The sequence below is a fragment of the Reyranella soli genome (assembly GCF_007992495.1).
GTDB classification, from domain to species: domain Bacteria; phylum Pseudomonadota; class Alphaproteobacteria; order Reyranellales; family Reyranellaceae; genus Reyranella; species Reyranella soli.
In genome coordinates, this window is record NZ_BKAJ01000236.1 from 1 (window position 1) to 11505 (window position 11505).

The following is an 11505-nucleotide window of genomic DNA, read 5'->3' on the forward strand; positions in this document are numbered from 1 at the left end:
ATCACTCCGGCTCGATACCGGCGGCTTTCGCGGTGTCGCGCCAGATGACGAGCTCCTCGCTGATGCGCTTGGCGAAGGCATCGGGTGGCTCGCCGCCGGGCTCGCTCGCGAGGTCGCGGATCTTGGCCTGCATCTCGGACTCGGCCAGCACTGCCACGACATCGTCGCGGATGCGCTGCGCCAGCTCGGCCGGCATCTTGCCCGGGCCGAACATGGCGAACCATGCGGAGCGATCGACGCCCTGCACGCCTGCCTCGGCCATGGTCGGCACCTCGGGCAGCACTTCCAGCCGCTTCTCGGTGGTGACCGCGAGCATCTTCAGCGTGCCGCTGCGGTGGTGCGACATCACGGTGAGCGGGCTGGTGAAGCCCACGGGGATGTGGCCGCCGGCCAGCTCCTGCATCATCGGCGCAGCGCCCTTGTAGGCGACGTTCTCGATCTTCAAGCCGCTCTTCAGGCGGAACAGCTCGCCGATCATGCGCGTGGTGTTCTCGGTGCTGCCGAACTGGTACTTGCCCGGATTGGCGCGCGCCGCGGCGAGGAACTTGTCCATGCTGTCGAAGCCCGCCTTGGGCGAGCCGACCAGGGCGATCGCGCCCTTGATCAGCACCGTGACCGGCGTGAAATCCTTCTCGGTGTCGTAGGGCAGCGTCTTGGTCGTGAAAGGATTGATGGTGTGGGCACTGGTCGTCACCAGCAGCGTGTAGCCGTCGGGGGCTGCCTTGGCGACGATCTCGCTACCCAGGATGCCGCTGGCGCCGCCCTTGTTGTCGATGACGACGGTCTGCTTCCAGCGGTCAGCGAGCTTGGGGACGATCAACCGCGCCACCAGATCGGTGCCGCCACCGGCCGGATAAGGCACCACGACGCGCACCTGCTTCGACGGGAAATCCTGCGCCCGCAGCACCGCCGGCGCCGCGCTCCACGCCACAGCCGCGGCCACGAATCCGCGCCGTCCCAATCTCGCCATGTCTCCTCCCTTGAGTTTCGTTGGTGGGGAACCTAAAGCGCCGCGGTCTCCGACACCAGCGTCTCCAGGTGCGCCAGGGCGGCTGCATGCGCGCCCGACCCGAGGTCGGCGTAGATGGCGGCGATGCGATCAGCGAAATCCGACGGCTTGCGGGCAAAGCCGCCGACCGCCGCGACGGCACCCTTCTCGTTCAAAAGATAGACACCGTTCAGGGCGAACAGCATTTGGCAGAGGGAAGCGACGGCTCGGAAGACACAGCCGGCCAGATAGGAGACGTCACCGCGATCGAGACTCTTGCGGGCATTGGCCAAGGCAAAAGACGCCTCCCATCCGAAACGCTTGCGCAGCGCCGCCGCGAGTGCCGGTGGATAGGGCTTCGTGCGCGTCTGCAGAGCTCCAAGCGATCCCTCCGGATCGTGCAGCACCCGCGCATACGCGGCCTCACCCATGTAGATGGTCGACAGGAAGGCGTGCGGATGGCCGGGCTGATAGTGCGGCTCGACCTTACCGGCATGGGCATCGTCGATCGCCGAGGCGAGCTGATCGAGGTCGCGGTAGAGCAGGTCGACATGGACGCCGTCGATCAACAGCCAGCCGCCGCCATCGATCCACGGTCCCCATCCGCCAAGAGGCGTGACCTCGGCCACGGCGCCGCGGTCATCGAGTGACGCGACCACCCGGCTCAAGGCGGCGATATCGATCGGCCGCCGGCCGCGGTAGTACAGCCCGATATCGTAGTCCGAGGCCGCCGTCGCCGTGCCGCGGGCGCGCGAGCCGCCGAGCGCGATCGCCTCGATGCCCGACACCGGCGCCAGCGCCCCGACCAGGCGGCTGAGCAGGGCTTCGTCGTTTGCATCGCTCATGGCTTTGTTTAGCGCCAAAGGAACTGGAAAAGGTTGCCGCGCCGTCACACCATGACGGAAATCCGGAGGAGCCGACATGTTCGACCTGGTCATCAAGGACGCCGAGATCCACGACGGGGCCGGCAGCGCGCCTGTGCGCGGCGACCTCGGCGTGACCGGTGGCAGGATTGCCGCCATCGGGGACAAGCTCGGCGCGGCCAAGGAGACGGTGAAGGCGGACGGCCTAGCGCTGGCGCCCGGCATCATCGACGGCCACACCCACTACGACGCCCAGATCACCTGGGATCCCTTCGTCGATCCCTCGCCGGCGCTCGGCGTCACCACGGCGGTGATGGGCAATTGCGGCTTCACCATCGCGCCCTGCAAGCCGGCCGACCGCGACCTCACCATGCGTCATTTGACCCATGTCGAGGGTATGTCGCTCGATGCGTTGCGCGCCGGTGTGCGCTGGGGATTCGAGAGCTTCCCGCAGTACCTCGATATGCTGCAGCAGCAAGGCGTCGGTCCCAACGTCGCCTGCTTTGCGGGCCACTCGGCGATCCGGACCTACGTCATGGGCGAGGAGGCGACGGAGCGCACCGCGACAGACGACGAGATCGCGGCGATGAAAGCGCTGGTAAGTGAGGCGATGGCAGCCGGCGCCGTCGGCTTCGCCACCTCGACCGCCGAAGCGCACAACGGCGAAGGCGGCACGCCGATGCCCTCGCGCCTGGCCGACGATCGCGAGCTGCGGACGCTGGTGCGGACGATGGGCGAGAGCGGACGCGGCGTCTATATGCTGACCAAGGGCAGCAAGACCTCGATCCCCTATCTCGAGGAGTTGGCCGTCGAGGCCCGGCGGCCGGTGGTGATCGCCGCCCTCTTCCATTCCAACACCAACCCGACGGCGGCCTTCACGACGCTCGACCAGATCAATGCCGCCCGCTCGCGCGGCCATCAGCTGGTCGCGCAGACCTCGTGCTGTCCGCTCAGCATGGATTTCACCTTCAAGAGCCCGTACCTGTTCGAGAGCATGCAGTCGTGGAAGCCCGCCATGGCGGCGCACGACGGCGAGGCGCTGAAGAAGGTCTATCGCGACAGGTCGTGGCGCGATGCCGTACGCAAGGAACTCGACGCCGCGCGCGGCCGGCTGGTGTTCAACGGCGAGTGGGACAAGCTCTTCGTCGTCGAGACCGCGAAGGCGGAGAATCGCCCTCTCGAAGGCGCCACGCTGGCGGAGCTGGCCAAGAAGGCGAACAAGGACCCGCTCGACTGCATCCTCGATTTTGCGCTGTCGGAAGAGCTCGACACCATGTTCGTGGCCCAGCTCCTGCACAACGACGAAAAGGCGGTGGGCCGCATCCTGGCCGATCCCCAGACCCACATCTCCTTGTCGGACGCCGGCGCCCATCTCACCTTCTTCTGCGATGCCGGCTTCGGCCTGCACCTGATGGGCCATTGGAGCCGCGACCTCGGCGTGCTCGACCTGCCGCAGGCGGTGCATCGCCTGACCGGCCAGCCGGCCAAGCTGTTCGGCCTCAAGAACCGCGGATTGCTGCGCGAAGGCTATGCCGCCGACCTGATGCTGTTCGACCCGAGGACGGTCGCGCGCGGGCCCAAGCGCCGTGCGCACGACCTGCCGGCGGGTGCGGCACGGCTCACCGCCTCGGCCGTGGGCTTGCACGGCGTCTGGATCAACGGCGCCCAGGTCGCCAACGACAAGGGCTTCTGCGCCGATCCCAAGGCGCGGCCGGGCGAGGTGATCCGCGACTTCGCAGCTTAGTTCATGGCCGCATGAGCCTGTCTCGTTCGCACGCGCGCGGCGGGCGGGCTAGAGTCGGGGCATGCCGAAAGCCCGCCTGCCCGCCTTCGATCCGGCCGACATCGCCGAGAGCAACGCCACCAGCTATCCGGTCGCTTTCCGCGGCGACAACAGCAAACGCTGGAACCGCCGCCTGGGAGATCATGTCGGGCTAAAAAACTTCGGCGTGAACCTCACGCGCATCGTGCCGGGCGGCCAGTCCTCGGCGCGGCACGCGCACAGCAGGCAGGACGAGTTCATCTGGGTCGTGTCCGGCGAGATCGTCCTGGAGACCGACGAGGGCGCGCAGACGCTGCGGGCCGGCATGTGCGCCGGTTTCCCGGCCGGCTGCGGCAACGCCCACCGTTTCATCAATCGCTCCAACGCCGATGCGACGATCCTGGTGATCGGCGATCGCACGCCGTTCGACGAGATCGACTATCCCGATATCGACAACCACGCCAAGGCCGGCGCCGACGGCAAGTACGTCCACACGCGCAAGGACGGATCACCGCATGACGAGGGCTAAGGCCAGTTCCTGACCGCTTCGGCGGCTCGGCCGAGAGACCGATCGAGCTCGCCCGTCGCCCCTCCCTTGTCCAGCCGGGGATCGATGTGCACGACCATGTTGGTGTCGATCGCGCCCAGGCGCACGGCGAAGACCGAGTAGGAGGCGTTGAGCGTGCCATCGTAGGCGCCTTGAAGATTGTAGGTCCAGGCGCCCCAGTGCCAGAAATTGCCGCCGCCGGTCGGGGTCGGACGCACGAACGTGCCGAGCCCGTAATGCACGCCGCCGCTGCCGACACGCTTGCCCTCGGGTGACATCATCCAGGCGCGCGCCTGCGGGCCGATCGCCGGGTTGCCGGGGGCAAAGGCCTGATAGAAGCGGCCATAGTCGGCAGTCGACATGCGCCAGCCGCCATAGCTCGACATGATGCGCCATGCCGGATTGAGTTCTGCCGTGCGCGCGCCCAACGGCAGCAGCACGGTCTCGCGGCAGTAGCTTTCGTAGTCCCGTCCGCTCGCCTCCTCGATCACGGCGCCGAGGATCAAATAGCCAGCGTTCGAGTAGACGTTGAGTGTGCCCGGCTGCGATGCGAGCGGCTGGCGGAAAATCCAGCCGAGCTGGACGTCGAACGCCGTGCGCCGCGCGGTGTGCGTGCGCAGATAGTCGGCAAGCGGGGCGTTGACGATGTCCTTCCTGGCGAGGCCCGCGCGATGGACCAGCAGCTGGCTGATCGTAACGGTCGACAGTCGCGGATCGACCGGCCGGCCGACCCGCGCCATCGTCTTGGCAAGCGCTTGCGACAGCGGCGTTTCGAACGACAGCTGACCGCGATCGATCAGGCCGGCGACGCAGACGCCGGTCACCGCCTTGGACAGGCTGGCGACGGGCACGGGCTCGCCCACCGCCTCCCGCCCCATGGCCGCCTCGCGAACCACGCGACCGCCATGCACGACCGCCAGTCCGCTCGTCTTGCGCCCGTATTGCGCCGCCCAGGCGCGCCATGCCTGCTCGACGCCGTCGACCGTCTGGGCCTGCACCTGACCGGCCGCGAGCACGACGAGGAGCAGAAGTACAAGGGACGACGGGAACGCACGCATGACAGGAATCCTAACGCCCGTAAGCGGCACTCAATCGCTTCTCCTGCCGGCGACTCCATTGCGAGAGGCCGAAGCAGGCGAACCAGTAGATGGCGCCGGCAAAAACGTAGGCTTCCATGTTCATGCCGACCCAGGCGGGATCGGCCAGGGCTGCCTGGGCGATGCCCAGCAGGTCGAAGATCGAGACGATCAGCACCAGGGTCGTGTTCTTGAACAGGGCGATGAACTCGTTGGTCATGGCCGGCAGCGCGATGCGCAGTGCCTGCGGCAGCACGATCAGCCGCGTGATGCGCCAGTAGCCCAGGCCCAGCGCCTGGGCGGCCTCGACCTGGCCGTCGGGCAACGCCTGCAGGCCGCCGCGCACCGCCTCGGCCATGTAGGCGGCGATGACGAAAGCAAGGCCGATCACGGCGCGCGCCAGGCGGTCGACATTGAAGCCGGTCGGCATGATCAGCGGCAGCAGCAGGGACGCGAGGAAGATCACAGTGATGATCGGCACGCCGCGCCAGAACTCGATGAACACGATCGAGGCGAAGCGGATCAACGGCAGGCGCGAGCGGCGGCCGAGCGCCAGCAGGATGCCGAGCGGAATGGCGATCAGGCCGGCATAGATCGCGAGAAAGAGCGTCAGCATCAGCCCGCCCCACTCGCGCGTCTCGACGATACGCAGGCCGAGGCCGCCATAGAGCAGCCAGATGCCGAGTGGCGGCAGGACGACCAGGGCGGCGATCGCCGCCTCGCGGCGCCGCGGCAGGCGCCGCCACGACAGGGCCGCCGCCACGCACACCGCCAGCACACCGAGGAGATCGACGCGCCAGCGCTCGGGCACGGGATACTGGCCGTACATGAACTGGGCGAAGCGGGCGCGGATGAAGACCCAGCAGGCGCCGGCATTGGTGCAATCCTCGCGCGAGGTCCCGCGCCAGTTGGCCTCGACCAGCAGCCAATCGACCAGCGGCACCGAGATACGCCACACGACGTAGAGGCAGAGGAACGACACGGCGATATCGACCGGGGTCGCGAACAGGCGCTGCCGCAGAGTCTCCAGCCAGCCCGGCAGCGGGGGACGCACTGCTTTCATCGCGTCACCCTCATCTCGTCACCAGGCGATGGCGGGCGTTGTACCAGTTCATGAACGCCGACACGGCGAGCCCGATGGTGAGATAGATGCCGAGCGTGATGGCGATGATCTCGATCGCCTGCCCGGTGGCGACCAGGGCCGAGCCCATGAACACCGCCACGATCTCGGGGTACGCGATGGCAGCACCTAGCGAGGAATTCTTGATCAGGTTGAGGTACTGGCTGGTGATCGGCGGGATGATCACCGGCATGGCCTGCGGGATCACGACCAGCCGCACGACCCGGCCGGGCGTGAGGCCGAGCGCCCGCGCGGCATCGATCTGGCCCTGGCGCACCGACTGGATACCGCCGCGCACGACTTCGGCGATGAAGCCCGCGGTGTAGGTCGACAGCGCCATGAACAGCGCCACGAACTCCGGCACCAGCACGAAGCCGCCACGATAGTTGAAGCCGCGCAGCGTCGGCACGTCCCAGCTCGTGGCGGCACCGGCGACAGCCAGGGCCACGATCGGCAGCAGGCCGCACAACACGAAGCCCACCATCCAGGTCGGGAAGTCGCGCCCGGTCCGCGCCTGGCGGGCCTTGGCCCAGCGGGCGAGGCCGATCTGGGCGACGATCAGCACCGCGATCGCCAGCAGCGCGAGCTGGAAGCCCGCTACGTCGTTGGGCAGCGGGATCGACAGGCCGCGGCGGTTGAGGAACGCAATACCCAGGAAATCGTAGCTTTCCTTGGGCGTCGGCAGGGCCGCCAGCACGCCGAAGTACCAGAACAGCACGAAGAACAGCAGCGGGATGTTGCGGACGAACTCGATATAGACGGCGGCAAGGGTGGACAGCAGCCAGTTGTGCGACAGCCGCATCAGGCCGACGGTGAAGCCGATGACCGTCGCCACGACGACGGCGGCGGCGGAGACCAGGATCGTGTTGACGATACCGGTCCACAACAGCGCCAGGATGGTATCGCTGGGCTTGTAGCCGGTGATGTTGAAGGGCACTTCGATGCCGGAGTCGCGCCACAGGAACTGGAACCCCGAGGCGATGCCGGCCTTCACCATGTTGTCCGAGGCATTGCGCACGAAGAACACGACCACCACGACCAGGCCCACGGTCGCGAGGGCCTGCCACAGCACGTCGCGCACCTTGCGGTCGCGGAGGAAACGGATCACGGCGACGGTTTTGCTATTCCGTCATCGGGATGACGTCGATCACTGGAACGGCGGCGAATAGAGCAGGCCACCCTTGGTCCACAGCTCGTTGGCGCCGCGCTTCAGCTTGAGGGCCGAGCCCATGCCCACGGTGCGCTCGTAGCTTTCGCCGTAGTTTCCGACCTGCTTGATGGCGTTGAACATCCAGTCGTCGGAGAGGCCCATCATCTGGCCGAACTTGCCCTCGGCGCCGAGCAGGCGGCGGACCTCGGAACTGGCCGACTTGGCCTTCATCTCCTCGACGTTCTTCGACGTCACGCCCAGCGCCTCGGCGGCGATGGTGCCGTTCAGCACCCAGCGCACGACGAGCTGCCAGCGCTCGTCGCCCCAGCGCGTCACCGGGCCCTGCGGATCGTTGGAGATGATCTCGGTCAGGATCTGGTGCTCGTTGGGGTCCTTGAACTTGATGCGCTGGCCGGCCAGCGCGCCGATACCGGCGGTATAGGCATCGCAGCGGCCCTGGTCGTAGGCCGAGATGGCATCGTCGTTCTTCTGGAAGTTGATGATGGTGACCTTGAGGTTGCGTTCGCGGAACCAGTCGGCCGCGGTCTTCTCCTCGGTCGACCCGGCGGCGACGCAGATCGTGGCGTCGGCCAGATCCTTGACTGCCACGACCTTGGCCTTGGTGCGCACGACGAAGGTCTGGCCCTCATAGAAATTGATGCCCTGGAAGTTCACGCCAAGCGTCGCGTTGCGCGAGAAGGTGATCGTGGTGTTGCGCGACAGCAGGTCGACCTGGCCCGACTGCAGCACGGCCCAGCGCTGCTGAACGGAGGTCGGCGTGAACTTGACCTTGGTGGCGTCGCCCAGCACGGCGGCGGCCAGCGACTTGCAATAGTCGACGTCCAGCCCGGTCCACTCGCCCTTGTCGTTGGCGAACGAGAAGCCCGGCAGGCCAAGATGCACGCCGCATTCGATGTGGCCGCGCGCCTTGATGGCGTCGAGCGTGGGACTGGGGGCGAGCTGCTGCGCCGAGGCGGCGGAACCCGTGAAAAAGGCCGCCAGAGCGGCAATGCGGCAGACGGTCTTCATCGCAAAAACTCCCCCTCGAAGACATGCAATGCGGATGCCTGTCGGATAGCGTAACAACCCGGCCATGGCGAGCAAATTGCATCTCGAACTGGCGCTGACGCCCGACGGATGGCGGCGCGACGTCGTGGTCAGGATCGACCATGGCGTCATCGTGGGCATCGAGGAAGCGGGCCACGGCCAGGCCCAGCGTGTCTCCGGCGTCGCGCTGCCCGGCCTGCCCAACCTGCACAGCCACGCCTTCCAGCGCGCCATGGCGGGGCTGACCGAGCGGCGCGGCAGCGAAGCCGACTCCTTCTGGACCTGGCGCGAGGCGATGTACCGCTTCGTCGAGCGGCTGGGGCCGGATGAGCTCGAGGCGATCGCCGCCTTTGCCTACATGGAGATGCTCGAGGCGGGCTTCACCTGGGTGGCGGAGTTCCACTACCTGCATCACCAGCCCGACGGCAGGCCGTACGACAATGTCGCCGAGATGTCGGAGCGCATCGTGGCGGCAGCTGATGCAGCCGGCATCGGCCTCACGCTCCTGCCCGTGCTCTATCGCCAGAGCGGCTTCCTGGGTAAGCCGCCGACGCCGGCGCAGCGCCGCTTCGTGTGCGACCGCGATCGCTATGCACGACTGATGGAAACCCGGGTGCCTGCAGGCAACATCGGCATCGCACCGCACTCGCTGCGCGCCGTCACGCTGGACGATCTGCAGTGGGCCGCCCTCACCTGGACCGGCCTGCCCGCGCACATCCACGTCGCCGAACAGACGCGCGAGGTCGACGACTGCATCGCCGCCCATGGTCGGCCACCGATCGATCTGCTGCTCGGCACGGTCGAGGTCGATGCGCGCCGTTGGTGCCTGGTCCATGCAACACATGCCAACGCCGATGAACGGGCGCGCATCGCCAGGACCAAGGCCATTGTCGGCCTTTGTCCGATCACCGAAGCCAATCTCGGCGACGGCCTGTTCGATGCAGCCGCATTCCTGGCTGAGGACGGCCAGTTCGGCATCGGCTCGGATTCCCTGATCCGCATCTCCGCTGCCGACGAGCTGCGGACCCTGGAATACGGCCAGCGGCTGATGCACCGGCAGCGCAACGTGCTGGGCGAGGCGACACGCTCCACCGGCCGGCGATTGTTCGAGGCGGCGCTGGCCGGCGGCGCGCGGGCGACAGACGCATCGACGATGGGCGGCATCGCCCCGGGCAAGCGCGCGGATTTCGTGGTGCTGGATCGGCAGCACGCTTCGCTCGCCGCCGCGCAGGACGACAGCCTGCTCGATGCCTGGCTGTTCGCAGCCGACAACGCGGCGATCAAGACCGTCTATTGTCGTGGCGTGCCGGTGGTGCAGAACGGCCGCCATGTCGCGCGCGACGAACTCGGCCAGCGCTATCGCAAGGCCTTGAGCGGGCTCGCCTGAGGCGCTTTCCGCTTCTTCCGGCCGGTGGTAGAACGCGCCGAATCGTTGCGGGAGGGTGAGATGGCGACCGAGATCGGCCATTATGTCGGGAACAAGCGCGTGGCGGGCCAGAGCGGCCGCGCCGGTGACGTCACCAATCCGGCGACGGGCGAGGTGACGGGCAAGGTGGCCTTCGCCTCGGAAGCGGAAATCGATGCCGCGGTGCAGATCGCCAAGAAGGCCCAGCTGGCCTGGGCGGCGACGCCGCCGCTGCGCCGCCAGCGCGTGATGTTCAACCTCAAGGCGCTGATGGAGAAGCGCCTCGACGACCTCGCCCGCCTGATGTCGCTCGAGCACGGCAAGACCTTCGACGACGCCAAGGGCGAGGTCGGCCGCGGCCTCGAGGTCGTGGAGTTCTCCTGCGGCATCGCCCATCACATGAAGGGCGACTTCACCGAGCAGGTCGCGACCGACATGGATTCCTGGTCGATCCGCCAGCCGCTGGGCGTGGTGGCCGGCATCACGCCGTTCAACTTCCCGATCATGATCCCGTGCTGGATGGGCGCCATGGCAGTGGCCTGCGGCAACGCCTTCATCCTGAAGCCGTCGGAGAAGGATCCCAGCGCGCCCATGCTGCTGGCCGAGCTGTTCGCCGAGGCGGGCCTGCCGGCCGGCATCTTCCAGGTGCTGAACGGCGACAAGGTCGCGGTCGACGCACTGCTGAAGCACCCCGACGTGCCGGCGATCTCGTTCGTGGGCTCCACGGCGATCGGCGAGTACGTCTATCACCAGGGCACCGAGCGCAATAAGCGCGTGCAGGCGCTGTGCGGCGCCAAGAACCACATGGTGATCATGCCCGACGCCGACCTCGACCAGGCGACCGATGCGCTGATCGGCGCGGGCTATGGCGCGGCGGGCGAGCGCTGCATGGCGATCTCTGTCGCCGTCGCCGTCGGCGATGTCGGCGACAAGCTTCTGGCCAAGTTGGCGCCGCGCGTGCAGGCGCTGAAGGTCGGGCCGGGCCTCGACCCGCAGTCGGAGATGGGGCCGTTGGTGACGCGCCAGCACCGCGACAAGGTGATGGGGTATGTCGACCAGGGCGTGAAAGAAGGCGCCAAGCTGGTGGTCGACGGCCGCGGGCTGAAGCTGCAGGGCTACGAGAGCGGCAACTTCATGGGCGGCTGCCTGTTCGACAACGTCACCAAGGACATGACGATCTACAAGGACGAGATCTTCGGGCCGGTGCTGTCGGTCGTCCGCTCCAAGACCTTCGACGAGGCGATCGGCCTGGTGAACGACCACGCCTACGGCAACGGCACGGCGATCTTCACCCGCGACGGCGACGCCGCCCGCGCCTTCGCCAACAACGTCAAGATCGGCATGGTCGGCATCAACGTGCCGATCCCGGTGCCCGTCGCCTATCACAGCTTCGGTGGCTGGAAGGCCTCGATCTTCGGCGACCACGGCATCTACGGCATGGAAGGCGTGCGCTTCTACACCAAGCTCAAGACCGTGACCGCGCGCTGGCCGACCGGCATCCGGTCGGGCGCGGAGTTTGCGTTCAAGGCACGCAATTAGGCTGGGGG

The 11505-nt window shown here is 67.5% G+C and carries 10 protein-coding genes; 4 read left to right on the forward strand and 6 right to left on the reverse strand.

From position 1 onward, the window contains the following. Nucleotide 1: 1 nt before the first annotated feature. Together RSO01_RS43565 and RSO01_RS43570 are read right to left on the reverse strand one after the other, a co-directional pair. Nucleotides 2-970: a Bug family tripartite tricarboxylate transporter substrate binding protein gene (locus tag RSO01_RS43565; protein WP_147156870.1), complete on the reverse strand. Its 969-nt coding sequence runs from the start codon at nt 968-970 to the stop codon at nt 2-4. 32 nt (nt 971-1002) lie between these two features. Further along, nucleotides 1003-1833: a nucleotidyltransferase domain-containing protein gene (locus RSO01_RS43570; protein WP_147156871.1), complete on the reverse strand. Its 831-nt coding sequence runs from the start codon at nt 1831-1833 to the stop codon at nt 1003-1005. A gap of 76 nt (nt 1834-1909) precedes the next feature. Here RSO01_RS43570 and RSO01_RS43575 point away from each other — a divergent pair, with 76 nt between their 5' ends. Then, on the forward strand, nt 1910-3595 hold the full coding sequence (locus tag RSO01_RS43575; protein ID WP_147156872.1) for an N-acyl-D-amino-acid deacylase family protein: 1686 nt from the start codon (nt 1910-1912) through the stop codon (nt 3593-3595). Between the two features lie 61 nt (nt 3596-3656). Continuing rightward, nucleotides 3657-4142: a cupin domain-containing protein gene (locus RSO01_RS43580; RefSeq protein WP_147156873.1), complete on the forward strand. Its 486-nt coding sequence runs from the start codon at nt 3657-3659 to the stop codon at nt 4140-4142. Here the strand turns inward: RSO01_RS43580 and RSO01_RS43585 are convergent. The 4 genes from RSO01_RS43585 to RSO01_RS43600 are packed head-to-tail and all read right to left on the reverse strand — an operon-like array spanning nt 4139 to nt 8535. After that, the gene (locus RSO01_RS43585) at nt 4139-5218 is read right to left on the reverse strand and encodes a serine hydrolase domain-containing protein (protein WP_147156874.1); all 1080 of its coding nucleotides are present in this window, start codon (nt 5216-5218) and stop codon (nt 4139-4141) included. The two genes, RSO01_RS43580 and RSO01_RS43585, sit on opposite strands and share 4 nt — an antisense overlap. Before the next feature lie 10 nt (nt 5219-5228). Further along, on the reverse strand, nt 5229-6299 hold the full coding sequence (locus RSO01_RS43590) for an amino acid ABC transporter permease (protein WP_147156875.1): 1071 nt from the start codon (nt 6297-6299) through the stop codon (nt 5229-5231). Nucleotides 6300-6309: 10 nt separating this feature from the next. Continuing rightward, a complete protein-coding gene (locus RSO01_RS43595; RefSeq protein ID WP_218037644.1) occupies nt 6310-7464 on the reverse strand; it encodes an amino acid ABC transporter permease in 1155 nt (384 codons plus the stop codon). A 39-nt stretch (nt 7465-7503) separates the two neighbouring features. Then, nucleotides 7504-8535 carry an amino acid ABC transporter substrate-binding protein gene (locus tag RSO01_RS43600; protein ID WP_147156876.1) on the reverse strand — a complete coding sequence of 344 codons (1032 nt, stop codon included), beginning with the start codon at nt 8533-8535 and terminating at the stop codon, nt 7504-7506. A 64-nt stretch (nt 8536-8599) separates the two neighbouring features. Between RSO01_RS43600 and RSO01_RS43605 the strand changes: the two genes are divergently transcribed. After that, complete coding sequence (locus RSO01_RS43605) at nt 8600-9940, forward strand: formimidoylglutamate deiminase (RefSeq protein ID WP_147156877.1); 1341 nt, start codon at nt 8600-8602, stop codon at nt 9938-9940. Between the two features lie 60 nt (nt 9941-10000). Continuing rightward, entirely contained in the window at nt 10001-11497 is a 1497-nt protein-coding gene (locus RSO01_RS43610; RefSeq protein ID WP_147156878.1) for a CoA-acylating methylmalonate-semialdehyde dehydrogenase, read from the forward strand. Nucleotides 11498-11505 lie beyond the last annotated feature (8 nt).

What these genes read in the sequence shown, in the direction of transcription:
- RSO01_RS43610 (WP_147156878.1), top strand. Translation starts at nt 10,001, where the DNA reads ATGGCGACCGAGATCGGCCATTATGTCGGGAACAAGCGCGTGGCGGGC.
- RSO01_RS43605 (WP_147156877.1), top strand. Translation starts at nt 8,600, where the DNA reads ATGGCGAGCAAATTGCATCTCGAACTGGCGCTGACGCCCGACGGATGG.
- RSO01_RS43600 (WP_147156876.1), bottom strand. Translation starts at nt 8,535, where the DNA reads ATGAAGACCGTCTGCCGCATTGCCGCTCTGGCGGCCTTTTTCACGGGT.
- RSO01_RS43565 (WP_147156870.1), bottom strand. Translation starts at nt 970, where the DNA reads ATGGCGAGATTGGGACGGCGCGGATTCGTGGCCGCGGCTGTGGCGTGG.
- RSO01_RS43580 (WP_147156873.1), top strand. Translation starts at nt 3,657, where the DNA reads ATGCCGAAAGCCCGCCTGCCCGCCTTCGATCCGGCCGACATCGCCGAG.
- RSO01_RS43590 (WP_147156875.1), bottom strand. Translation starts at nt 6,299, where the DNA reads ATGAAAGCAGTGCGTCCCCCGCTGCCGGGCTGGCTGGAGACTCTGCGG.
- RSO01_RS43575 (WP_147156872.1), top strand. Translation starts at nt 1,910, where the DNA reads ATGTTCGACCTGGTCATCAAGGACGCCGAGATCCACGACGGGGCCGGC.
- RSO01_RS43570 (WP_147156871.1), bottom strand. Translation starts at nt 1,833, where the DNA reads ATGAGCGATGCAAACGACGAAGCCCTGCTCAGCCGCCTGGTCGGGGCG.
- RSO01_RS43585 (WP_147156874.1), bottom strand. Translation starts at nt 5,218, where the DNA reads ATGCGTGCGTTCCCGTCGTCCCTTGTACTTCTGCTCCTCGTCGTGCTC.